This window comes from Pseudomonas sp. PvP089 (assembly GCF_017875165.1).
GTDB lineage: Bacteria > Pseudomonadota > Gammaproteobacteria > Pseudomonadales > Pseudomonadaceae > Aquipseudomonas > Aquipseudomonas fortuita.
Window position 1 is genome coordinate 5,793,539 of record NZ_JAGGME010000001.1, and the last position, 21,167, is coordinate 5,814,705.

Annotated in this window: 31 protein-coding genes; all 31 read right to left on the minus strand. The window is 56.7% G+C overall.

Annotated elements, in window-relative coordinates:
* Window positions 1-13 precede the first annotated feature (13 nt).
* The 31 genes from rpsD to rpoC all read right to left on the minus strand — a co-directional run bounded on the left by rpsD (window position 14) and on the right by rpoC (window position 21,147).
* On the minus strand, window positions 14-634 hold the full coding sequence (rpsD, locus tag J3A71_RS26435; protein WP_012270238.1) for a 30S ribosomal protein S4: 621 nt from the start codon (window positions 632-634) through the stop codon (window positions 14-16).
* Between the two features lie 15 nt (window positions 635-649).
* Window positions 650-1,039 carry a 30S ribosomal protein S11 gene (rpsK, locus tag J3A71_RS26440; RefSeq protein WP_003255454.1) on the minus strand — a complete coding sequence of 130 codons (390 nt, stop codon included), beginning with the start codon at window positions 1,037-1,039 and terminating at the stop codon, window positions 650-652.
* 18 nt (window positions 1,040-1,057) lie between these two features.
* Entirely contained in the window at window positions 1,058-1,414 is a 357-nt protein-coding gene (gene rpsM / locus J3A71_RS26445; protein WP_003255457.1) for a 30S ribosomal protein S13, read from the minus strand.
* Window positions 1,415-1,545: 131 nt separating this feature from the next.
* A complete protein-coding gene (rpmJ, locus tag J3A71_RS26450; protein ID WP_002555468.1) occupies window positions 1,546-1,662 on the minus strand; it encodes a 50S ribosomal protein L36 in 117 nt (38 codons plus the stop codon).
* 28 nt (window positions 1,663-1,690) lie between these two features.
* Window positions 1,691-3,022, minus strand: a complete 1,332-nt coding sequence (gene secY / locus J3A71_RS26455) for a preprotein translocase subunit SecY (RefSeq protein ID WP_003257108.1) — start codon at window positions 3,020-3,022, stop codon at window positions 1,691-1,693.
* Window positions 3,023-3,457: a 50S ribosomal protein L15 gene (gene rplO / locus J3A71_RS26460; RefSeq protein ID WP_003255461.1), complete on the minus strand. Its 435-nt coding sequence runs from the start codon at window positions 3,455-3,457 to the stop codon at window positions 3,023-3,025.
* A gap of 3 nt (window positions 3,458-3,460) precedes the next feature.
* Entirely contained in the window at window positions 3,461-3,637 is a 177-nt protein-coding gene (gene rpmD / locus J3A71_RS26465) for a 50S ribosomal protein L30 (protein ID WP_016393393.1), read from the minus strand.
* Between the two features lie 2 nt (window positions 3,638-3,639).
* A complete protein-coding gene (gene rpsE, locus J3A71_RS26470; RefSeq protein WP_003255465.1) occupies window positions 3,640-4,140 on the minus strand; it encodes a 30S ribosomal protein S5 in 501 nt (166 codons plus the stop codon).
* A gap of 3 nt (window positions 4,141-4,143) precedes the next feature.
* On the minus strand, window positions 4,144-4,494 hold the full coding sequence (gene rplR / locus J3A71_RS26475; RefSeq protein WP_003255467.1) for a 50S ribosomal protein L18: 351 nt from the start codon (window positions 4,492-4,494) through the stop codon (window positions 4,144-4,146).
* Between the two features lie 10 nt (window positions 4,495-4,504).
* Window positions 4,505-5,038 carry a 50S ribosomal protein L6 gene (gene rplF, locus J3A71_RS26480; RefSeq protein ID WP_003255469.1) on the minus strand — a complete coding sequence of 178 codons (534 nt, stop codon included), beginning with the start codon at window positions 5,036-5,038 and terminating at the stop codon, window positions 4,505-4,507.
* A gap of 12 nt (window positions 5,039-5,050) precedes the next feature.
* The gene (gene rpsH / locus J3A71_RS26485; RefSeq protein WP_003255471.1) at window positions 5,051-5,443 is read right to left on the minus strand and encodes a 30S ribosomal protein S8; all 393 of its coding nucleotides are present in this window, start codon (window positions 5,441-5,443) and stop codon (window positions 5,051-5,053) included.
* A gap of 209 nt (window positions 5,444-5,652) precedes the next feature.
* A complete protein-coding gene (gene rpsN, locus J3A71_RS26490) occupies window positions 5,653-5,958 on the minus strand; it encodes a 30S ribosomal protein S14 (RefSeq protein ID WP_009681970.1) in 306 nt (101 codons plus the stop codon).
* 13 nt (window positions 5,959-5,971) lie between these two features.
* Complete coding sequence (gene rplE / locus J3A71_RS26495) at window positions 5,972-6,511, minus strand: 50S ribosomal protein L5 (protein ID WP_003255474.1); 540 nt, start codon at window positions 6,509-6,511, stop codon at window positions 5,972-5,974.
* Between the two features lie 20 nt (window positions 6,512-6,531).
* Window positions 6,532-6,846 carry a 50S ribosomal protein L24 gene (gene rplX, locus J3A71_RS26500; protein ID WP_003255476.1) on the minus strand — a complete coding sequence of 105 codons (315 nt, stop codon included), beginning with the start codon at window positions 6,844-6,846 and terminating at the stop codon, window positions 6,532-6,534.
* An 11-nt stretch (window positions 6,847-6,857) separates the two neighbouring features.
* Window positions 6,858-7,226, minus strand: a complete 369-nt coding sequence (gene rplN, locus J3A71_RS26505) for a 50S ribosomal protein L14 (RefSeq protein WP_002555479.1) — start codon at window positions 7,224-7,226, stop codon at window positions 6,858-6,860.
* 23 nt (window positions 7,227-7,249) lie between these two features.
* A complete protein-coding gene (rpsQ, locus tag J3A71_RS26510) occupies window positions 7,250-7,516 on the minus strand; it encodes a 30S ribosomal protein S17 (protein ID WP_023534981.1) in 267 nt (88 codons plus the stop codon).
* A gap of 2 nt (window positions 7,517-7,518) precedes the next feature.
* On the minus strand, window positions 7,519-7,710 hold the full coding sequence (gene rpmC / locus J3A71_RS26515; protein WP_002555481.1) for a 50S ribosomal protein L29: 192 nt from the start codon (window positions 7,708-7,710) through the stop codon (window positions 7,519-7,521).
* Window positions 7,710-8,123, minus strand: coding sequence for a 50S ribosomal protein L16 (gene rplP, locus J3A71_RS26520; protein ID WP_003255479.1), 414 nt, complete (start codon window positions 8,121-8,123; stop codon window positions 7,710-7,712). The genes rpmC and rplP overlap by 1 nt, the downstream gene beginning before the upstream one ends.
* Window positions 8,124-8,135: 12 nt before the next feature.
* A complete protein-coding gene (gene rpsC, locus J3A71_RS26525; protein ID WP_003255481.1) occupies window positions 8,136-8,822 on the minus strand; it encodes a 30S ribosomal protein S3 in 687 nt (228 codons plus the stop codon).
* A gap of 13 nt (window positions 8,823-8,835) precedes the next feature.
* Window positions 8,836-9,168 carry a 50S ribosomal protein L22 gene (gene rplV / locus J3A71_RS26530; RefSeq protein ID WP_003103908.1) on the minus strand — a complete coding sequence of 111 codons (333 nt, stop codon included), beginning with the start codon at window positions 9,166-9,168 and terminating at the stop codon, window positions 8,836-8,838.
* Window positions 9,169-9,179: 11 nt separating this feature from the next.
* On the minus strand, window positions 9,180-9,455 hold the full coding sequence (rpsS, locus tag J3A71_RS26535; RefSeq protein WP_003255482.1) for a 30S ribosomal protein S19: 276 nt from the start codon (window positions 9,453-9,455) through the stop codon (window positions 9,180-9,182).
* A gap of 16 nt (window positions 9,456-9,471) precedes the next feature.
* Entirely contained in the window at window positions 9,472-10,296 is an 825-nt protein-coding gene (gene rplB / locus J3A71_RS26540) for a 50S ribosomal protein L2 (protein ID WP_008089816.1), read from the minus strand.
* A gap of 14 nt (window positions 10,297-10,310) precedes the next feature.
* Entirely contained in the window at window positions 10,311-10,610 is a 300-nt protein-coding gene (gene rplW / locus J3A71_RS26545) for a 50S ribosomal protein L23 (RefSeq protein WP_003255484.1), read from the minus strand.
* Window positions 10,607-11,209 carry a 50S ribosomal protein L4 gene (gene rplD / locus J3A71_RS26550; RefSeq protein ID WP_003255485.1) on the minus strand — a complete coding sequence of 201 codons (603 nt, stop codon included), beginning with the start codon at window positions 11,207-11,209 and terminating at the stop codon, window positions 10,607-10,609. The genes rplW and rplD overlap by 4 nt, the downstream gene beginning before the upstream one ends.
* A 12-nt stretch (window positions 11,210-11,221) precedes the next feature.
* Window positions 11,222-11,857 carry a 50S ribosomal protein L3 gene (rplC, locus tag J3A71_RS26555; protein ID WP_003257089.1) on the minus strand — a complete coding sequence of 212 codons (636 nt, stop codon included), beginning with the start codon at window positions 11,855-11,857 and terminating at the stop codon, window positions 11,222-11,224.
* A gap of 80 nt (window positions 11,858-11,937) precedes the next feature.
* Entirely contained in the window at window positions 11,938-12,249 is a 312-nt protein-coding gene (gene rpsJ, locus J3A71_RS26560) for a 30S ribosomal protein S10 (RefSeq protein ID WP_003186070.1), read from the minus strand.
* Window positions 12,250-12,391: 142 nt separating this feature from the next.
* The gene (gene tuf / locus J3A71_RS26565) at window positions 12,392-13,585 is read right to left on the minus strand and encodes an elongation factor Tu (RefSeq protein WP_016484647.1); all 1,194 of its coding nucleotides are present in this window, start codon (window positions 13,583-13,585) and stop codon (window positions 12,392-12,394) included.
* Between the two features lie 27 nt (window positions 13,586-13,612).
* A complete protein-coding gene (gene fusA, locus J3A71_RS26570) occupies window positions 13,613-15,757 on the minus strand; it encodes an elongation factor G (RefSeq protein ID WP_016484652.1) in 2,145 nt (714 codons plus the stop codon).
* A 30-nt stretch (window positions 15,758-15,787) separates the two neighbouring features.
* A complete protein-coding gene (rpsG, locus tag J3A71_RS26575; protein WP_003246741.1) occupies window positions 15,788-16,258 on the minus strand; it encodes a 30S ribosomal protein S7 in 471 nt (156 codons plus the stop codon).
* 106 nt (window positions 16,259-16,364) lie between these two features.
* Window positions 16,365-16,736 carry a 30S ribosomal protein S12 gene (gene rpsL / locus J3A71_RS26580; protein WP_003255492.1) on the minus strand — a complete coding sequence of 124 codons (372 nt, stop codon included), beginning with the start codon at window positions 16,734-16,736 and terminating at the stop codon, window positions 16,365-16,367.
* Window positions 16,737-16,947: 211 nt separating this feature from the next.
* Window positions 16,948-21,147, minus strand: a complete 4,200-nt coding sequence (gene rpoC / locus J3A71_RS26585) for a DNA-directed RNA polymerase subunit beta' (RefSeq protein ID WP_016484651.1) — start codon at window positions 21,145-21,147, stop codon at window positions 16,948-16,950.
* Window positions 21,148-21,167: the final 20 nt, after the last annotated feature.

Here is a 21,167-nt window from a genome sequence, read left to right on the forward strand (position 1 = left end):
TATTTTCTAGCCCTTACTTGGAGTAGAGCTCGACAATCAGGTTTTCGTTGATGTCGGCAGACAGGTCGCTGCGAGCAGGAACGTTCTTGAAAACGCCCGACTTTTTAGCAGCATCCACGTCAACCCACTCAACGCGGCCACGCTGGGCGCAGAGTTCAAGGGCTTGAACAATGCGCAGCTGGGCCAGCGACTTCTCGCGGACCGCGACCACGTCACCCGGACGAACTTGGTAGGATGGAATGTTTACAGTCTTACCGTTGACGCTGATCGCTTTGTGCGAAACCAGCTGACGGGATTCGGAACGAGTCGAACCGAAGCCCATACGGTAGACGACGTTATCCAGACGGCACTCGAGCAGTTGCAGCAGGTTCTCACCGGTTGCGCCTTTTTTCGAGGCAGCAGCTTGGTAGTAACCGCGGAACTGACGCTCCAGAACACCGTAGATACGACGAACTTTTTGTTTCTCGCGCAGCTGGGTACCGTAGTCGGACTGACGGCCACGGCGCTGGCCGTGGATACCTGGGGCTGCTTCGATGTTGCACTTCGATTCCAGAGCGCGAACGCCGCTCTTCAGGAACAGATCGGTGCCTTCACGACGAGACAGTTTGCATTTTGGACCAATGTAACGTGCCATTCTTCTGTCTCCTGATTACACGCGACGCTTCTTCGGCGGACGGCACCCGTTATGCGGGATTGGCGTCACGTCGGTGATGCTGGCGATCTTGTAGCCGCAGCTGTTCAGTGCACGAACGGCGGATTCACGACCCGGACCTGGACCCTTGACGTTTACGTCGAGGTTCTTCAGGCCGTATTCCAGCGCAGCTTGACCAGCACGTTCAGCAGCAATCTGGGCTGCGAACGGGGTGGATTTGCGCGAACCACGGAAACCCGAACCACCGGAGGTCGCCCAGGACAAAGCATTGCCCTGACGGTCGGTGATGGTCACGATGGTGTTGTTGAAAGAAGCGTGGATGTGGGCGATGCCATCAACCACTGTCTTTTTGACTTTCTTACGAGGACGAGCAGCAGGTTTTGCCATGTCTATATTCCTGGGCGGTTACTTGCGGATCGGCTTACGCGGGCCCTTACGGGTGCGTGCGTTGGTCTTGGTGCGCTGACCGCGAACCGGCAGACCTTTACGATGACGCAGGCCGCGGTAGCAACCCAGGTCCATCAAGCGCTTGATCTTCATGTTGATGTCACGACGCAGGTCACCTTCGGTGGTGAACTTCGCAACTTCGCCACGCAGGGTTTCGATTTGCTCGTCGCTCAGATCCTTGATCTTAGCGGCTGGGTTTACACCAGCGTCTGCACAGATCTTCTGTGCAGTTGTGCGACCGACACCATAGATGTAGGTCAGCGAGATAACAGTATGCTTGTTATCTGGAATGTTGACGCCTGCAATACGGGCCATTCAGTGGGACTCCAATTGACAGCTACCTACGCCCCGGAAGCCAAGAAATAGGGCGCGAGATAATATCGCTGTAGAAACGAATAATCAACCCAGCAGCACACTAGCTGCTGGGTTTGAAGCGCAGATCACACTCAGCCTTGGCGCTGTTTGTGACGCGGTTCCGCGCTGCAGATCACTCGAACGACGCCTTCGCGACGGATGATCTTGCAGTTGCGGCACAGCTTTTTCACCGATGCACGAACTTTCATTACCGACTCCTCGAACCTTAGGGGCGTATCAGCGCAGCAGACCGCTGCCACCGTAGCCTTTCAGGTTGGCTTTCTTCATCAGGGATTCGTACTGGTGCGAAACGAGGTGCGATTGTACTTGGGACATGAAGTCCATCACAACCACTACCACAATCAGCAACGAGGTCCCGCCAAGGTAGAACGGCACATTTGCTGCCACCACCAGGAACTGGGGCAGAAGGCAGACGGCCATCATGTAAAGAGCACCGAACATGGTCAAACGGGTCAGAACGCCATCAATGTAGCGCGCAGACTGCTCACCAGGACGGATACCCGGAATAAAGGCACCGGACTTCTTCAGGTTTTCCGCTACGTCTTTCGGGTTGAACATCAACGCTGTGTAGAAGAAGCAGAAGAAAATGATCCCTGCACTAAACAGCAAAATGTTCAACGGCTGACCAGGAGCGATCGACTGCGAGATGTCCTGCAGCCAGCCCATACCTTCGGACTGACCGAACCAGGCACCCAGCGAAGCCGGGAACAGCAAAATGCTGCTGGCGAAAATGGCCGGGATAACCCCCGCCATGTTCACCTTCAACGGCAAGTGGCTGGTCTGCGCAGCAAAGACCTTGCGGCCCTGCTGACGCTTGGCGTAGTGAACAGCGATACGACGCTGACCACGCTCAATGAACACCACAAAACCGATAATCGCTACTGCCAGCAAACCGATAGCGACCAGGGCGAAAATGTTGATATCGCCTGTGCGTGCAGACTCGAAAGACTGCCCGATTGCTCTCGGAAGACCGGCAACGATACCTGCGAAGATCAACATCGAGATACCGTTGCCCACACCGCGCTCGGTGATCTGCTCGCCCAGCCACATCATGAACATCGCGCCTGCCACGAACGTGGAGACGGCAACGACATGGAAGCCCAGGCCCACAGAAAACGCCACGCCCTGGTTGGCCAGGCCAATGGACATGCCAATGGCTTGAACCAGTGCCAGGATAACGGTGCCGTAGCGGGTGTACTGGCTGATCTTGCGACGGCCAGCTTCACCTTCCTTCTTCAACTGCTCCAGTTGCGGGCTGACCGCCGTCATCAGCTGCATGATGATCGATGCCGAAATGTACGGCATGATCCCCAGTGCAAAGATGCTCATGCGCTCAAGCGCGCCACCGGAAAACATGTTGAACAAGCTAAGAATGGTCCCCTCATTCTGCCGAAACAGATCCGCCAGACGGTCCGGATTGATGCCTGGAACCGGGATATGTGCACCTATCCGATAGACGATAATCGCCATGAACAGAAAGCGCAGACGAGCCCAGAGTTCCGACATCCCGCCCTTACCGAGCGAAGAGAGAGCACCTTGCTTAGCCATTTATTCCTCGAATTTGCCGCCAGCTGCTTCGATAGCCGCACGCGCACCCTTGGTGGCTGCGATGCCCTTGATGGTGACTGCGCGAGTAACTTCGCCAGACAGCATGATTTTCACACGCTGAATGTGCTGGTTGATCACGTTGGCATCCTTCAAGGATTGCACGGAGATCACGTCGCCTTCCACTTTGGCCAGCTCGGACAGACGCACTTCGGCGCGATCCATGGCTTTCAGGGAAACGAAGCCGAATTTCGGCAGACGACGGTGCAGCGGCTGTTGACCGCCTTCGAAGCCCGGAGCGATCGAACCACCCGAACGGGAGGTCTGACCTTTGTGGCCACGGCCGCCGGTTTTACCCAGACCGCTACCGATACCACGACCCGGACGATGCTTCTCGCGACGGGAACCCGGCGCTGGACTCAGATCATTGAGTTTCATCGATTAACCCTCGACGCGCAGCATGTAGTAAGCCTTGTTGATCATCCCGCGATTCTCGGGAGTATCCTGGACTTCTACAGTGTGACCGATGCGACGCAGACCCAGGCCCTTAACACACAGTTTGTGGTTAGGCAGACGGCCCGAGACGCTCTTGATCAGCGTTACTTTTACGGTTGCCATGATTAGAAGATCTCCTCGACGCTCTTGCCGCGCTTGGCAGCAATGGATTCAGGAGATTGCATGGCTTTCAGACCCTTGAAAGTGGCGTAAACCACGTTCACTGGGTTGGTCGAACCGTAGCACTTGGCCAGAACGTTCTGAACGCCAGCAACTTCCAGGACAGCACGCATTGCGCCACCGGCGATGATACCGGTACCTTCCGAGGCAGGCTGCATGTAAACCTTCGAGGCGCCGTGGGCAGCCTTGGTGGCGTACTGCAGGGTGGTGCCCTTCAGGTCAACCTGGATCATGTTGCGGCGAGCAGCTTCCATGGCTTTCTGAATCGCAGCAGGTACTTCGCGCGATTTGCCACGGCCGAATCCGACACGACCTTTACCATCACCTACCACGGTCAACGCGGTGAAGGTGAAGATACGGCCGCCTTTTACGGTCTTGGCAACGCGGTTAACCTGAACCAGCTTCTCGATGTAGCCTTCGTCGCGCTTTTGATCGTTATTTGCCATAACTTAGAACTCCAGCCCGCCTTCACGAGCAGCATCAGCCAGCGCTTTGACGCGGCCATGGTACTTGAAGCCGGAACGGTCAAAGGCAACTTGAGATACACCGGCGGCTTTCGCACGCTCAGCTACCAGCTTGCCAACCTTAGTGGCCGCGTCGATGTTGCCAGTGGCGCCATCACGCAGGTCTTTGTCCAAGGTCGAGGCGCTTGCCAGAACCTTGCTGCCGTCGGCCGAAATGACCTGGGCGTAGATGTGCTGCGAGGAGCGGAACACGCACAGGCGCACGACTTCGAGTTCGTGCATCTTGAGACGTGCTTTGCGAGCGCGACGCAGTCGAATAACTTTTTTGTCGGTCATTTACTAGGCCCTACTTCTTCTTGGCTTCTTTACGACGGACTACTTCGTCCGCGTAACGCACACCTTTGCCTTTGTAAGGCTCTGGCGGACGGAAGTCGCGGATTTCAGCGGCCACCTGACCTACCAGCTGCTTGTCGATACCCTTGATCAGGATGTCGGTCTGGCTAGGCGTTTCAGCGGTGATACCGGCTGGCAGTTCGTAGTCCACTGGGTGCGAGAAGCCCAGGGCCAGGTTCAGGACGGTGCCTTTAGCCTGTGCCTTGTAACCAACACCGACCAGCTGGAGCTTACGCTCGAAGCCTTGGCTTACGCCCTGGACCATGTTGTTCACCAGAGCGCGGGTGGTACCGGCCATGGCACGAGCTTGCTGGTCACCATTGCGAGCAACGAAACGCAGCTCACCAGACTCTTCGGTAACTTCAACAGACGAGTGAACGTTCAGTTCGAGAGTGCCCTTGGCACCCTTCACCGAAAGCTGCTGACCTGCGAATTTGACTTCGACACCGGACGGCAGCTTAACGGGGTTCTTAGCGACGCGAGACATGTCTATCCCCCCTTAGAACACTGTGCACAGAACTTCGCCGCCGACACCGGCAGCGCGCGCAGCGCGATCAGTCATCACACCTTTGTTGGTGGAGACAATAGACACGCCCAGACCGCCACGTACTTTCGGCAGATCGGTGACGGCCTTGTACTGGCGCAGGCCTGGACGGCTGGAGCGCTTCAGTTCCTCGATGACCGGACGGCCTTCGAAGTACTTCAGCTCGATCGACAGGGAAGGCTTGGCTTCACCAGTTACCTGGTAGCCAGCGATGTAACCTTCGTCCTTCAGAACTTTGGCAACCGCGACCTTCAGGGTAGAAGAAGGCATGCTTACGACGGACTTTTCAGCCATCTGGGCATTACGGATGCGAGTTAGCATGTCCGCTAACGGGTCCTGCATACTCATGGGCTAGATGCTCCTGATACAAGAATTATTAGCCTTGCGGCTATGACAACCACCTGAGCGGATTGGGTAAAAAACCCAGGCTCGGGTGAGCCGGTCATTCTAGACACAAGGCAGAAACGAAACAAGCCCCATATAGGGGCTTGTTTCTTGGCGAGATCACCGGCGGTCGGAAGATTGCTCCCCTTGCGCCGGCATCACACCGACAGCGATTACCAGGAGGCCTTGACCAGACCTGGTACGTCGCCGCGCATTGCAGCTTGACGCAGCATGTTACGGCCCAGGCCGAACTTACGGTATACACCGTGAGGACGACCGGTCAGGCGGCAACGGTTGCGCAGGCGCGAGGCGCTAGCGTCGCGTGGCTGCTTCTGCAGAGCGACAACGGCAGCGAAACGCTCTTCTGGAGAGGCGTTAACGTTGACGATGGTCGCTTTCAGCTCAGCACGCTTCTTAGCGAACTTGGCTACCGTCAACTGACGCTTCAGCTCACGGTTTTTCATGCTCTTCTTGGCCATTTTCCTACTCCAATCAGTTGCGGAACGGGAACTTGAAAGCACGCAGCAGAGCGCGGCCTTCGTCGTCCGAACGAGCAGTGGTGGTCAGGGTGATGTCCAAACCGCGCAGAGCATCGATCTTGTCGTAATCGATTTCCGGGAAGATGATCTGCTCTTTCACGCCCATGCTGTAGTTGCCACGGCCATCGAAGGACTTGGCATTCAGGCCGCGGAAGTCGCGAACCCGAGGCAGGGAGATCGCCAGCAGGCGGTCCAGGAATTCGTACATCTTGTCGCTACGCAGGGTCACCTTGACACCGATCGGCCATCCTTCGCGGACTTTGAAGCCAGCGATGGATTTACGAGCGAAAGTCACGACCGGCTTTTGACCGGTGATCTTTTCCAGGTCAGCTACTGCGTGCTCGATGACTTTCTTGTCGCCGATCGCTTCGCCCAGACCCATGTTCAGGGTGATTTTGGTAACGCGCGGAACTTCCATCACGTTCGACAGCTTAAGTTCTTCCTTAAGCTTAGGAGCGATTTCGTTCCGGTAAATCTCTTTCAGTCGTGCCATGGTCTTCTACCTAGCAGTGTTCAAGCATCAACCGCTTTTTGGGTCGACTTGAAGACACGAATTTTCTTACCGTCTTCTACTTTGAAACCAACGCGGTCAGCCTTGTTGGTTTCGCCGTTGAAGATGGCAACGTTGGAAGCGTGCAGAGGCGCTTCTTTCTCGACGATACCGCCCTGAACGCCCGCCATCGGGTTAGGCTTGGTATGACGCTTGACCAGGTTCACGCCACCGATGACCAGACGGTCATCAGCCAGAACCTTCAGCACCTTACCGCGCTTACCTTTGTCTTTGCCGGCGATCACGATGATCTCGTCGTCACGACGAATCTTTTGCATGTCGGATCTCCTTACAGCACTTCAGGGGCGAGCGAGACGATCTTCATGAACTTCTCAGTACGAAGTTCACGGGTCACTGGCCCGAAGATGCGAGTGCCGATCGGCTCTTGCTTGTTGTTCAGCAGAACAGCAGCGTTGCCGTCGAAACGAATGATGGAACCGTCAGCGCGACGAACACCGTGACGGGTGCGCACGACAACAGCGGTCATCACTTGGCCTTTTTTGACCTTACCGCGCGGAATTGCTTCCTTGACAGTAACCTTGATGATGTCACCGATGCCGGCGTAACGACGGTGCGAGCCGCCGAGCACCTTGATGCACATGACGCGACGAGCGCCGCTGTTATCGGCCACATCGAGCATGGATTGAGTCTGAATCATAAAATTTCTCCGACCCCTAGCCCTTAGACTTCAACAGCGCGTTCGAGGACTTCAACCAGTGCCCAGGACTTGGTCTTGGCCAGCGGACGGGTTTCGGTAATCGAAACCTTGTCGCCGATCTTGCACTGGTTGGTTTCGTCGTGCGCGTGCAGCTTAGTCGAACGCTTAACGTATTTACCGTAGATCGGGTGCTTTACGCGACGCTCGATCAGAACGGTGATGGTCTTGTCCATTTTGTCGCTGACGACACGGCCAGTCAGCGTACGGACGGTTTTTTCAGCTTCAGCCATGATCACTTACCTGCCTGCTGGTTGAGCACAGTTTTCACGCGAGCGATGTCACGCTTAACTTGCGAGAGCAGGTGCGACTGCCCCAACTGGCCAGTTGCTTTCTGCATACGCAGATTGAACTGGTCACGCAGCAAGCCGAGCAGTTGCTCGTTCAGCTGCTGTGCCGATTTTTCACGAAGTTCATTCGCTTTCATCACATCACCGTCCGCTTAACAAAGGAGGTGGCGAGAGGCAGCTTTGCAGCAGCCAGGGCGAAAGCTTCGCGCGCCAGCTCTTCAGAAACACCCTCGATCTCGTACAGGACTTTGCCTGGCTGGATCTGGGCAACCCAGTATTCCACGGAGCCCTTACCTTTACCCATACGAACCTCGAGAGGCTTCTTGGAGATCGGCTTGTCCGGGAACACACGGATCCAGATCTTGCCGCCACGTTTAACGTGACGGGTCAGCGCACGACGTGCGGACTCGATCTGGCGAGCGGTGAGGCGACCGCGAGCAACAGCTTTCAGGGCGAATTCGCCGAAGCTGACCTTGCTACCGCGCAGTGCCAGACCACGGTTGTGGCCGGTCATCTGCTTGCGGAATTTTGTACGCTTTGGTTGCAACATTTGGCGTACCCCTTACTTAGCAGCTTTTTTACGAGGCGCTGGTGCTTGTGGTTTCAGTTCTTCTTGGCGACCACCAATAACTTCGCCTTTGAAGATCCAAACCTTCACACCGATCACACCGTAAGTGGTGTGAGCTTCGTAGGTGTTGTAGTCGATATCGGCACGCAGGGTGTGCAGAGGCACACGACCTTCGCGATACCACTCGGTACGAGCAATCTCGGCACCGCCGAGACGACCGCTCACCTGGATCTTGATGCCCTTGGCACCAATACGCATGGCGTTCTGTACGGCGCGCTTCATGGCGCGACGGAACATTACACGGCGTTCCAGCTGCTGAGCTACGCTCTGCGCAACCAGCATAGCGTCGAGTTCCGGCTTGCGGATCTCTTCGATGTTGATGTGCACAGGCACACCCATCTGCTTGGTCAGGTCCTGACGCAGCTTCTCAACATCTTCACCTTTCTTACCGATAACGATACCGGGACGAGCGGTGTGGATGGTGATGCGTGCAGTTTGAGCCGGACGATGAATATCGATACGGCTTACGGACGCGCTTTTTAGTTTGTCTTGGAGGTACTCACGCGTTTTCAGATCCTTCAACAGGTAATCTGCGTAAGTAGCACCGTCTGCGTACCAGACGGAGGTGTGCTCCTTGACGATTCCCAGGCGAATGCCAGTGGGATGTACTTTCTGACCCATCTGATCGACTCCGTTACTTGTCCGCAACCTTGACAGTGATATGGCAAGACCGCTTGACGATGCGATCAGCACGGCCTTTGGCACGTGGCATGATACGCTTCAGCGAACGCCCTTCGTTGACGAAGACGGTGGAGACCTTCAGGTCATCAACGTCTGCGCCTTCGTTGTGTTCGGCGTTGGCTACGGCCGACTCGAGGACTTTCTTCATGATTTCAGCGGCTTTTTTGCTGCTGAAGGCCAACAGGTTGAGCGCTTCGCCCACCTTCTTCCCGCGGATCTGGTCGGCGACCAAGCGGGCTTTCTGGGCGGAGATGCGAGCGCCCGACAACTTAGCGGCTACTTCCATTTCCTTACCCCTTAACGCTTGGCTTTCTTGTCAGCCACGTGCCCGCGATAGGTGCGGGTACCGGCGAACTCGCCCAGTTTGTGGCCGACCATGTCTTCGTTCACGAGAACTGGAACATGCTGGCGACCGTTGTGAACCGCGATGGTCAGACCGACCATTTGTGGCAGGATCATCGAGCGACGCGACCAGGTTTTAACTGGCTTGCGATCGTTCTTCTCCACCGCCACTTCGACCTTCTTCAACAGGTGAAGATCGATAAAAGGACCTTTTTTCAGAGAACGTGGCACTGTCGTATCCCTCTAGTTACTTGCGACGACGGACGATCATGTTGTCGGTACGCTTATTACCACGGGTTTTAGCACCCTTGGTTGGGAAGCCCCATGGCGATACCGGATGACGACCACCGGAGGTACGACCTTCACCACCACCATGTGGGTGGTCAACCGGGTTCATGGCAACACCACGAACGGTTGGGCGAACGCCGCGCCAGCGTTTGGCACCCGCTTTACCCAGCGAACGCAGGCTGTGCTCGGAGTTCGAGACTTCGCCCAGGGTCGCACGGCACTCAGCCAGTACTTTACGCATTTCACCGGAACGCAGACGCAGAGTCACGTATACGCCGTCACGAGCGATCAGCTGAGCCGAAGCACCAGCGGAACGAGCGATCTGAGCACCTTTACCCGGCTTCAGTTCGACGCCGTGAATGGTGCTACCTACTGGGATGTTGCGCAGCTGCAGGGAGTTACCGGCCTTGATTGGGGCCAGGGCACCTGCGATCAGCTGGTCGCCAGCGCTCACGCCTTTAGGGGCGATGATGTAGCGACGCTCACCGTCTGCGTAGCACAGCAGGGCGATGTGAGCAGTACGGTTCGGGTCGTATTCGATACGCTCGACAGTGGCTGGAATGCCATCTTTGTCGTTGCGACGGAAGTCAACCAGACGGTAATGCTGCTTATGACCACCACCAACGTGACGAGTGGTAATGCGGCCATTGTTGTTACGACCACCAGACTTCGATTTCTTCTCGAGCAGCGGTGCGTGAGGAGCGCCTTTGTGCAGCTCCTTGTTGACCACCTTGACCACGAAACGGCGGCCAGGGGAAGTCGGTTTGCATTTAACGATTGCCATGATGCACCCCTTCCTTACTCAGCACTGCTGCTGAAATCGAGATCTTGGCCTGGCTGAAGGGAGACGATCGCCTTCTTCCAGTCATTACGCTTGCCCAGACCACGTGCGGTACGCTTGGTTTTACCCAGAACGTTAACAGTCGACACGTTTTCAACTTTTACGTTGAACAGGCCTTCGACAGCTTTCTTGATTTCCAGCTTGGTTGCATCGGTAGCAACCTTGAATACGAACTGGCCTTTTTTCTCAGCCAGAACGGTAGCCTTCTCGGAAACGTGCGGGCCAAGGAGGACTTTAAATACGCGTTCCTGGTTCATCCCAGCAGCTCCTCGAATTTCTTCACGGCCGAGACAGTGATCAACACTTTCTCGTATGCGATCAGACTGACCGGGTCGGAACCTTGTACGTCACGTACGTCGACGTGCGGCAGGTTGCGAGCAGCCAGGTACAGGTTCTGATCAACAGCGTCGGAAACGATCAGTACGTCGCTCAGACCCATGCCGTTCAGCTTGTTCAGCAGATCTTTGGTTTTCGGTGCTTCAACAGCGAAGTCCTGAACCACGACCAGACGGTCGCTACGCACCAGCTCAGCGAGGATGGAGCGCAGAGCTGCGCGATACATCTTCTTGTTGAGCTTTTGCGAGTGATCTTGAGGGCGAGCTGCGAAGGTTACACCACCGCCACGCCAGATCGGACCACGAGTGGTACCAGCACGAGCACGGCCAGTACCCTTCTGACGCCATGGGCGCTTACCGCCACCAGCCACGTCGGAACGGGTCTTTTGCTGCTTGGTGCCCTGACGGCCGCCGGCCATGTAGGCCACGACTGCTTGGTGTACCAGCGTCTCGTTGAATTCGCCACCGAAAGTCAGTTCGGAAACTTCGATCGCCTGAGCGTCATTTACATTGAGTTGCATGTCAGTTTCCCCTTAACCGCGAGCCTTGACAGCTGGACGTACAACCACGTCGCCGCCAGTAGCGCCAGGAACGGCACCCTTGACGAGCAGCAGGTTGCGTTCAGCGTCTACGCGAACTACTTCCAGGGACTGAACAGTCACGCGCTCGGCGCCCATGTGACCGGACATTTTCTTGCCCTTGAACACACGACCAGGAGTCTGGCACTGGCCGATGGAACCAGGCACACGGTGCGACACGGAGTTACCGTGGGTGTTGTCCTGACCACGGAAGTTCCAGCGCTTGATGGTACCGGCGAAGCCTTTACCTTTGGACTGACCAGTAACGTCTACCAGCTGGCCTGCAGTGAAGAGTTCAGCTTTGATCAGATCGCCAGCCTGGAAATCGCCTTCTTCAAGACGGAACTCCCAAACACCGCGACCAGCGGCAACGTTAGCTTTGGCGAAGTGGCCTGCCTGAGCGGCAGTCACACGCGAAGCACGACGCTCGCCGACAGTGACTTGCACTGCACGGTAGCCATCGGTTTCCTCAGTTTTGAACTGGGTGACGCGATTCGGCTCGATCTCAATGACCGTGACCGGAATGGAGACACCTTCTTCGGTGAAAATGCGGGTCATACCGCATTTGCGACCGATTACACCAATAGTCATGTTGTAAACCTCATGAGTGTACGGGGCTTTCACCCGCTATGGCCGCCCATTTCAGAGCGTTACACGACTAGACCGAAGTCTTAGCCGAGGCTGATCTGAACTTCCACACCTGCCGCCAGATCAAGCTTCATCAGCGCGTCAACGGTTTTATCCGTTGGCTGGACGATGTCCAGAACACGCTTATGAGTGCGAATCTCGTACTGGTCACGCGCGTCTTTGTTGACGTGCGGGGAGACCAGAACGGTGAAACGCTCTTTGCGGGTAGGCAGTGGAATCGGACCACGCACTTGTGCACCAGTACGTTTCGCGGTTTCCACGATTTCCTGGGTGGATTGGTCGATCAGGCGATGGTCGAAAGCCTTCAACCTGATACGGATTTGCTGATTTTGCATTGGATTTCAGACTCCAGGCTGTTCCCAACGGACGCACTACGCCCGCTAAAAGGAGGCGTGATTCTATAGACGCCCCAATTTAGTGTCAACCCAATAAAAAAAGCCCCCGCTGAGCGGAGGCCTTTTTCAATCGGTCGAGTGATTACTCGATGATTTTGGCTACGACGCCGGCGCCGACGGTACGACCGCCTTCACGGATAGCGAAGCGCAGACCGTCTTCCATTGCGATGGTCTTGATCAGGGTAACAGTCATCTGAATGTTGTCACCTGGCATTACCATTTCAACGCCTTCCGGCAGTTCGCAGTTACCGGTCACGTCAGTGGTACGGAAGTAGAACTGAGGACGGTAGCCTTTGAAGAACGGAGTGTGACGACCGCCTTCTTCCTTCGACAGGACGTAGACTTCTGCGGTGAACTTGGTGTGCGGCTTGACCGAACCTGGCTTGACCAGAACCTGGCCACGCTCAACGTCGTCACGCTTGGTACCACGCAGCAGAACGCCGCAGTTCTCGCCAGCACGACCTTCGTCCAGCAGCTTGCGGAACATCTCAACACCGGTGCAGGTGGTGGTGGTGGTGTCACGCAGACCAACGATTTCCAGCGGATCCTGAACGCGGACGATACCACGCTCGATACGACCGGTAACAACGGTACCACGACCCGAAATCGAGAATACGTCTTCGATTGGCATCAGGAACGGCTTGTCGATAGCACGCTCTGGCTCTGGGATGTAGCTGTCCAGAGTTTCAACCAGCTTCTTGACGGCGGAGGTGCCCATCTCGTTGTCGTCTTTGCCTTCCAGCGCCATACGAGCCGAACCGATGATGATCGGGGTGTCGTCGCCTGGGAAGTCATAGGTGGACAGCAGGTCGCGAACTTCCATCTCAACCAGTTCCAGCAGCTCAGCGTCGTCTACCAGGTCAGCCTTGTTCAGGAAGACCACGATGTACGGAACGCCAACCTGACGGGACAGCAGGATGTGCTCACGGGTTTGTGGCATCGGACCATCGGCGGCCGAGCAAACCAGGATCGCGCCGTCCATCTGGGCAGCACCGGTGATCATGTTCTTCACGTAGTCAGCGTGACCTGGGCAGTCAACGTGAGCGTAGTGACGAATGTTCGAGTTGTACTCGACGTGAGCGGTGTTGATGGTGATACCGCGCGCTTTTTCTTCCGGAGCCGAGTCGATCTTGTCGAACTCAACGACTGCCGAACCGAAAACTTCGGAGCAGACGCGAGTCAGAGCTGCGGTCAGAGTGGTCTTACCGTGGTCAACGTGGCCGATAGTGCCGACGTTAACGTGGGGAAGGGAACGATCAAATTTTTCTTTAGCCACGACAGTGAACCTCTTGCCTAAAGGGGATTAGCCTTGTTTTTTAACGAGTGCTTCGACGATGTTCGACGGAGCTTCGGCGTATTTGGAGAATTCCATGGAGTAGCTTGCGCGACCCTGAGACATGGAACGAACGTCGGTTGCGTAACCGAACATCTCTCCGAGCGGTACTTCAGCGCGGACGACACGGCCAGAGACCGATTCATCCATACCCTGGACCAGACCACGACGACGGTTCAGGTCACCCATCACGTCACCCAGGTAGTCTTCCGGGGTTACAACTTCAACCTTCATGATCGGCTCGAGAACCACGCCACCGCCCTTCTGGGCCAGTTGCTTGGTCGCCATCGAAGCGGCGATTTTGAACGCCATTTCGTTGGAGTCGACGTCGTGATACGAACCATCGAATACCGCGGCCTTCAGGCCGATCAGAGGATAGCCGGCAACAACGCCGTTCTTCATCTGCTCTTCGATACCCTTCTGGATCGGGGCGATGAATTCCTTAGGAATCACACCACCAACGACTTCGTTGGAGAACACCAGACCTTCGGTGATGTTGCCTTTTTCGTCCTGATCCGGCTCCGAGAAACGGATCCAGCAGTGACCGAACTGACCACGACCGCCCGACTGACGAACGAACTTGCCTTCGATCTCGACGTTGGACTTGGTGATCTTCTCGCGGTACGAAACCTGCGGCTTGCCGATGTTGGCTTCGACGTTGAACTCGCGCTTCATGCGGTCAACGAGGATGTCCAGGTGCAGCTCACCCATACCCGAGATGATGGTCTGGCCAGTCTCTTCGTCGGTCTTGACGCGGAACGACGGGTCTTCCTGGGCCAGCTTGCCCAGTGCAATACCCATCTTCTCCTGGTCAGCCTTGGTTTTCGGCTCTACGGAGAGCGAAATGACCGGCTCAGGGAAGTCCATACGCTCAAGGATGATTGGCTTGTCGGCGTTGCACAGGGTTTCGCCCGTGGTCACGTCCTTCATGCCGATCAGTGCAGCGATGTCGCCAGCGCGCACTTCCTTGATTTCTTCACGCTGGTTGGCGTGCATCTGCACCATACGACCAACGCGCTCTTTCTTGCCCTTGACCGAGTTGATGACGGAGTCACCGGAGGTCAGAACACCCGAGTAGACGCGAACGAAGGTCAGAGTACCCACGAACGGGTCAGTCGCGATCTTGAACGCCAGAGCCGAGAACGGCTCGTCGTCGTCAGCGTGACGCACGTCTTTACGAACAGCCGGATCTTCTTTGTCCAGTTCCTTGTCATCCGGGTTGATACCCTGGATCGCAGGAATCTCGGTCGGAGCTGGCAGGTAGTCGATGACGGCGTCGAGAACCAGGGGAACACCCTTGTTCTTGAACGACGAACCGCAGACAGCCGGTACGATTTCGCTGGCCAGGGTGCGCGCGCGCAGACCGGCTTTGATCTCTTCGACGGTCAGCTCTTCGCCTTCCAGGTACTTGTTCATCAGCTCTTCGCTGGACTCGGCAGCCGCTTCAACCATGTTGGAGCGCCACTCTTGAGCCAGCTCCAGCATATCGGCAGGAATTTCTTCCTCGCGATAAGTGGTGCCTTTGTCGTCGTCGTTCCAGTAGATAGCCTTCATCTTGATCAGGTCAACCTGACCCTGGAAGTTATCTTCCGAACCGATGGCCAGCTGAACAGGAACCGGGGTGTGACCCAGACGGTTCTTGATCTGACCTACGACGCGCAGGAAGTTTGCACCGGCACGGTCCATCTTGTTCACGTAGACAACACGTGGAACGCCGTACTTGTTGGCCTGACGCCATACGGTTTCGGACTGAGGCTCAACGCCGGAGGTACCGCAGAACACAACGACAGCGCCGTCGAGTACGCGCAGCGAACGCTCTACTTCAATAGTGAAGTCAACGTGGCCAGGGGTATCGATGACGTTTACACGGTAGTTGTCATACTGACCAACAGAGCCTTTCCAGAAGGTGGTAACGGCAGCGGAGGTAATGGTGATACCCCGCTCCTGCTCCTGCACCATCCAGTCGGTGGTCGCGGCGCCATCATGCACCTCGCCCATCTTGTGGCTCAGACCTGTGTAGAACAGGATCCGCTCGGTAGTGGTGGTCTTGCCCGCGTCAACGTGGGCACAGATACCAATGTTACGATAGCGGTTAATTGCTGTAGTACGAGCCATAAAGCCCTCGCAAAATGATTGATGCTTGAATTAGAAGCGGTAGTGCGAGAACGCTTTGTTGGCTTCAGCCATACGGTGAACGTCTTCACGCTTCTTGACTGCAGCACCTTTGCCTTCAGCAGCATCCAGCAGCTCGCCAGCCAGGCGCAGAGCCATCGACTTCTCGCCACGCTTGCGGGCGTAGTCTACGAGCCAGCGCATTGCCAGAGCATTACGACGGGATGGACGAACTTCAACCGGGACCTGGTAAGTGGCACCGCCGACACGGCGGGACTTTACTTCGACCAGCGGAGCGATGGCGTCGAGAGCTTTCTCGAAGATTTCCAGGGGGTCGCTGTTCTTGCGTGCTTTGACGGTATCCAGGGCACCGTAAACGATGCGCTCGGCTACAGCCTTCTTGCCGCTTTCCATCACGTGGTTCATGAACTTGGCGAGGATTTGGGATCCGTATTTAGGATCGTCCAGAATCTCACGTTTTGCTGCTACACGACGTCTTGGCATGATAAGCCCTCAAACGGTCTTCAGGTTAGCCCGGGACGTGGGTCTTCGACCCCTGCCCGACCTTACTCTTATCGACTCAAAAAAATGGATATGTGCAAACGGCCGATTACTTCGGACGCTTGGTACCGTACTTCGAACGACCCTGGTTACGGCCTTTGACGCCCGAAGTATCCAGAGAGCCGCGAACGGTGTGGTAACGAACACCTGGCAAGTCTTTTACACGGCCGCCACGGATCAGGACGACGCTGTGCTCTTGCAGGTTGTGGCCTTCACCGCCGATGTACGAGGAAACCTCGAAACCGTTGGTCAGACGCACACGGCATACTTTACGCAGTGCCGAGTTAGGTTTTTTCGGCGTGGTGGTGTACACACGGGTGCACACGCCACGACGTTGCGGGCAGTTCTGCAGCGCAGGAACGTCGGACTTCTCGACCGAACGCTTACGCGGCTGACGTACCAGCTGGTTGATAGTTGCCATCTACTAGCTCCACTGATTGTCTTGCGACTCTATTGTCTTGCAAGAAAGCCAAAAATTGGCGAGACGGAGCCTCACCAAATTTAAGGGTACAAAAGTCTACGGAGGATCTTGCACCCAGTCAAGACAAGGCCCCGGCCCTCCTCGCCCGATCATCGGCAACATTTCATGTCGCCGATGGTCGATCGAAGCTTGCCGGGGCCCTGCCCTGTACTTAGTTACCGCTGGAATTCAGCGCTTCGGTCAGTGCGGCTTCCACCTCACTGGCGCTTACACGCAGCGGTTTGTCGGCTTCACGGCGACGCTTGCGCTCGCTGTGGTAGGCCAGACCGGTACCGGCCGGGATCAGACGACCCACGACCACGTTCTCTTTCAGGCCGCGCAGGTAATCGCGCTTGCCGGTTACCGCCGCTTCGGTCAGTACGCGGGTGGTTTCCTGGAAGGAAGCCGCGGAGATGAACGATTCGGTCGACAGCGACGCCTTGGTGATACCCAACAACACGCGAGTGAACTTCGAGATGAACTTGTCTTCGCTGGCGAGACGCTCGTTCTCGACCAGTACGTGAGTCAGTTCCATCTGGTCGCCCTTGATGAAGCTGGAATCGCCCGACTCGGAGATCTCGACCTTGCGCAGCATCTGACGCAGGATGGTCTCGATGTGCTTGTCGTTGATCTTCACGCCTTGCAGACGGTAAACGTCCTGGATCTCGTTGACGATGTACTTCGCCAGCGCGCTCACACCCAGCAGACGCAGGATGTCGTGCGGATCGCTCGGGCCGTCGGAGATAACTTCGCCGCGGTTTACCTGTTCACCTTCGAAGACGTTCAGGTGGCGCCACTTCGGAATCAGCTCTTCGTACGGATCGCTGCCGTCGGTCGGCGTGATGACCAGGCGACGCTTGCCCTTGGTCTCTTTACCGAACGCGATGGTGCCGCTGACTTCAGCCAGAATCGAGGCTTCTTTCGGACGACGCGCTTCGAACAAGTCAGCTACGCGTGGCAGACCACCGGTGATGTCACGGGTCTTCGACGTTTCTTGCGGGATACGCGCGATAACGTCACCAACACCGATCTGGGCACCGTCAGCAACACCAACCAAGGCGTTGGCTGGCAGGAAGTACTGCGCCGGTACATCGGTACCTGGCAGGTACAGGTCCTTGCCATTGGCGTCGACCATCTTGATTGCCGGACGGATTTCCTTGCCTGCGGCAGGGCGATCCTTGACGTCCAGTACTTCAATGTTGGTCAGGCCGGTCAGTTCGTCGGTCTGGCGCTTGATGGTGATGTTTTCTTCCATGCCCACGAAGGTCACGGTACCTTTCAGCTCGGTAACGATCGGGTGGGTGTGCGGGTCCCACTTGGCGACGATGGCGCCAGCTTCGACCTTCTCACCTTCCTTGACCGAAATTACCGCACCGTAAGGCAGCTTGTAACGCTCACGCTCACGACCGAATTCGTCAGCAATGGCCAGCTCGCCAGAACGCGACACAGCAACCAGGTTGCCATCGGCACGCACGACCTGCTTCAGGTTGTGCAGACGTACCATACCGCCGTTCTTCACCTGGACGCTGTCGGCAGCCGAAGTACGGCTCGCAGCACCACCGATGTGGAACGTACGCATGGTCAGCTGGGTACCCGGCTCACCGATCGACTGAGCAGCGATAACGCCGACAGCTTCACCGATGTTCACCTGGTGACCACGCGCCAGGTCACGACCGTAGCACTTGGCGCAGATGCCGTAGCGGGTTTCGCAGTTGATCGGCGAACGCACGATAACTTCGTCGATGCTGTTCAGCTCGATGAACTCGACCCACTGCTCGTCTACCAGCGTACCGGCCGGAACGATGACGTCCTCGGTGCCTGGCTTGAACACGTCACGGGCAATGACACGGCCCAGTACACGCTCACCCAGCGGCTCTACAACGTCACCGCCTTCAATGTGCGGAGTCATCAGCAAGCCATGGTCGGTACCGCAATCGATCTCGGTTACAACCAGGTCTTGCGCAACGTCTACCAGACGACGGGTCAGGTAACCGGAGTTCGCAGTCTTCAACGCGGTATCCGCCAGACCTTTACGAGCACCGTGAGTCGAGATGAAGTACTGGAGTACGCTCAGACCTTCACGGAAGTTCGCAGTGATCGGCGTCTCGATGATCGAGCCGTCCGGCTTGGCCATCAGGCCACGCATACCGGCCAGCTGACGGATCTGGGCTGCGGAACCCCGCGCACCAGAGTCAGCCATCATGTACATCGAGTTGAAGGACTCTTGCTCGACTTCTTTGCCTTCGCGGTCGATGACCTTCTCTTTCGAGAGGTTGGCCATCATCGCCTTGGACACTTCGTCGTTCGCCTTCGACCACAAGTCGATGACCTTGTTGTACTTCTCGCCCTGGGTTACCAGGCCGGAGGCGTACTGGCTTTCGATTTCTTTCACTTCATCGGTAGCGCTGTTGATGATGCGCGCTTTCTCATCAGGGATGACAAAGTCGTTCACACCAATGGACACGCCAGAGATGGTGGAGTAAGCGAAACCGGTGTACATCAGCTGGTCAGCGAAGATAACGGTCTCTTTCAGACCAACCACGCGGTAGCACTGGTTGATCAGCTTGGAGATCGCCTTCTTCTTCATCGGCTGGTTGACCACGTCGTACGGCAGGCCTGCCGGTACAACCTGGAACAGCAGCGCACGGCCGACCGTGGTGTCGACAATACGGGTGTTCTTGGTAACGCTGCCGTCGCGATCTTTCACGGTTTCGTTGATACGAACCTTGATTTTCGCGTGCAGCGCAGCTTCGCCGGCGCGGAATACGCGGTCGACTTCCTGCAGGTCGGCAAATACGCGACCTTCGCCCTTGGCGTTGATGGCTTCACGGGTCATGTAATACAGACCCAGTACCACGTCCTGCGACGGTACGATGATTGGCTCACCGTTGGCTGGCGACAGGATGTTGTTGGTCGACATCATCAGCGCGCGCGCTTCGAGCTGGGCTTCCAGCGTCAGCGGCACGTGAACGGCCATCTGGTCACCGTCGAAGTCGGCGTTGTACGCGGCACAGACCAGTGGGTGCAGCTGGATAGCCTTACCTTCGATCAGAACCGGTTCAAAAGCCTGGATACCCAGACGGTGCAGGGTCGGTGCACGGTTGAGCAGTACGGGGTGTTCGCGAATCACTTCGGCGAGAACGTCCCACACCTCTGGCAGCTCGCGCTCGACCATCTTCTTGGCAGCCTTGATGGTGGTCGCCAGACCACGCATTTCCAGCTTGCCGAAAATGAACGGTTTGAACAGCTCGAGGGCCATCTTCTTCGGCAGACCGCACTGGTGCAGACGCAGGGTCGGGCCTACGGTAATTACCGAACGGCCAGAGTAGTCCACACGCTTACCGAGCAAGTTCTGACGGAAGCGACCTTGCTTACCTTTGATCATGTCAGCCAGCGACTTCAGCGGACGCTTGTTCGAGCCAGTGATGGCGCGACCGCGACGGCCGTTGTCCAGCAGGGCGTCGACCGCCTCCTGCAGCATGCGCTTTTCGTTGCGCACGATGATGTCTGGCGCCGACAGATCCAGCAGGCGCTTCAGACGGTTGTTACGGTTGATCACCCGACGATACAGGTCGTTCAGGTCGGAGGTCGCGAAGCGGCCGCCATCCAGCGGGACCAGCGGACGCAGGTCCGGTGGCAGTACTGGCAGGACGGTCAGGACCATCCACTCAGGCAGGTTGCCCGAGCCCTGGAAAGCTTCCATCAGCTTCAGGCGCTTGGACAGCTTCTTGATCTTGGTTTCCGAGTTGGTCTGCGGAATCTCTTCGCGCAGGCGACCGATCTCGTGCTCCAGGTCGATAGCGTGCAGCAGTTCGCGGACAGCTTCAGCACCCATGCGGGCATCGAAATCGTCACCGAACTCTTCCAGCGCTTCGAAGTACTGCTCGTCGTTCAGCAGCTGGCCCTTTTCCAGGGTGGTCATGCCTGGGTCGATAACGACATAGCTCTCGAAGTAGAGCACGCGTTCGATATCACGCAGGGTCATGTCCATCAGCAGGCCGATACGGGACGGCAGCGACTTCAGGAACCAGATGTGGGCGACCGGCGAGGCCAGTTCGATGTGCGCCATGCGCTCACGACGAACCTTGGCCAGGGCAACTTCAACGCCGCACTTCTCGCAGATCACGCCGCGGTGCTTGAGGCGCTTGTACTTGCCGCACAGGCACTCGTAGTCCTTGACTGGGCCAAAGATCTTGGCGCAGAACAGGCCGTCACGCTCAGGTTTGAACGTACGGTAGTTGATGGTTTCCGGCTTCTTAACTTCACCGAACGACCACGAACGGATCATTTCAGGCGACGCCAGACCGATACGGATGGCGTCGAACTCTTCGACTTGACCCTGGTTTTTCAGCAAATTCAGTAGGTCTTTCAAGGCCTTTCCTCCTGGCGGAG

Coding starts and splice junctions, on each gene's coding strand:
- rpsN (WP_009681970.1), bottom strand. CDS start 5,958: ATGGCCAAGAAGAGCATGAAAAACCGTGAGCTGAAGCGTCAGTTGACG.
- secY (WP_003257108.1), bottom strand. CDS start 3,022: ATGGCTAAGCAAGGTGCTCTCTCTTCGCTCGGTAAGGGCGGGATGTCG.
- fusA (WP_016484652.1), bottom strand. CDS start 15,757: ATGGCTCGTACTACAGCAATTAACCGCTATCGTAACATTGGTATCTGT.
- rplX (WP_003255476.1), bottom strand. CDS start 6,846: ATGCAAAAGATTCGTCGTGACGACGAGATCATCGTGATCGCCGGCAAA.
- rpmC (WP_002555481.1), bottom strand. CDS start 7,710: ATGAAAGCGAATGAACTTCGTGAAAAATCGGCACAGCAGCTGAACGAG.
- rplC (WP_003257089.1), bottom strand. CDS start 11,857: ATGACTATTGGTGTAATCGGTCGCAAATGCGGTATGACCCGCATTTTC.
- rpsL (WP_003255492.1), bottom strand. CDS start 16,736: ATGGCAACTATCAACCAGCTGGTACGTCAGCCGCGTAAGCGTTCGGTC.
- rpsM (WP_003255457.1), bottom strand. CDS start 1,414: ATGGCCCGTATTGCAGGCGTCAACATTCCAGATAACAAGCATACTGTT.
- rplO (WP_003255461.1), bottom strand. CDS start 3,457: ATGAAACTCAATGATCTGAGTCCAGCGCCGGGTTCCCGTCGCGAGAAG.
- rpmJ (WP_002555468.1), bottom strand. CDS start 1,662: ATGAAAGTTCGTGCATCGGTGAAAAAGCTGTGCCGCAACTGCAAGATC.
- rpsJ (WP_003186070.1), bottom strand. CDS start 12,249: ATGCAAAATCAGCAAATCCGTATCAGGTTGAAGGCTTTCGACCATCGC.
- rpsK (WP_003255454.1), bottom strand. CDS start 1,039: ATGGCAAAACCTGCTGCTCGTCCTCGTAAGAAAGTCAAAAAGACAGTG.
- rpmD (WP_016393393.1), bottom strand. CDS start 3,637: ATGGCAACCGTAAAAGTAACGCTGATCAAGAGCGTCTCGGGCCGTCTG.
- rplD (WP_003255485.1), bottom strand. CDS start 11,209: ATGCAACTCAATGTAAATGACGCTCAGGCGATCGAAGTTTCCGAACTG.
- rplE (WP_003255474.1), bottom strand. CDS start 6,511: ATGGCACGACTGAAAGAGATTTACCGGAACGAAATCGCTCCTAAGCTT.
- rpsQ (WP_023534981.1), bottom strand. CDS start 7,516: ATGGCTGAAGCTGAAAAAACCGTCCGTACGCTGACTGGCCGTGTCGTC.
- rpsG (WP_003246741.1), bottom strand. CDS start 16,258: ATGCCAAGACGTCGTGTAGCAGCAAAACGTGAGATTCTGGACGATCCT.
- rplF (WP_003255469.1), bottom strand. CDS start 5,038: ATGTCTCGCGTCGCTAAGAACCCCGTTAAGCTGCCGTCCGGTGTCGAA.
- rpsC (WP_003255481.1), bottom strand. CDS start 8,822: ATGGGTCAGAAAGTACATCCCACTGGCATTCGCCTGGGAATCGTCAAG.
- rpsH (WP_003255471.1), bottom strand. CDS start 5,443: ATGAGTATGCAGGACCCGTTAGCGGACATGCTAACTCGCATCCGTAAT.
- rplN (WP_002555479.1), bottom strand. CDS start 7,226: ATGATTCAGACTCAATCCATGCTCGATGTGGCCGATAACAGCGGCGCT.
- rpsD (WP_012270238.1), bottom strand. CDS start 634: ATGGCACGTTACATTGGTCCAAAATGCAAACTGTCTCGTCGTGAAGGC.
- rplV (WP_003103908.1), bottom strand. CDS start 9,168: ATGGAAGTAGCCGCTAAGTTGTCGGGCGCTCGCATCTCCGCCCAGAAA.
- rplB (WP_008089816.1), bottom strand. CDS start 10,296: ATGGCAATCGTTAAATGCAAACCGACTTCCCCTGGCCGCCGTTTCGTG.
- rplR (WP_003255467.1), bottom strand. CDS start 4,494: ATGACCGACAAAAAAGTTATTCGACTGCGTCGCGCTCGCAAAGCACGT.
- rplW (WP_003255484.1), bottom strand. CDS start 10,610: ATGAACCAGGAACGCGTATTTAAAGTCCTCCTTGGCCCGCACGTTTCC.
- rpsE (WP_003255465.1), bottom strand. CDS start 4,140: ATGGCAAATAACGATCAAAAGCGCGACGAAGGCTACATCGAGAAGCTG.
- rplP (WP_003255479.1), bottom strand. CDS start 8,123: ATGTTGCAACCAAAGCGTACAAAATTCCGCAAGCAGATGACCGGCCAC.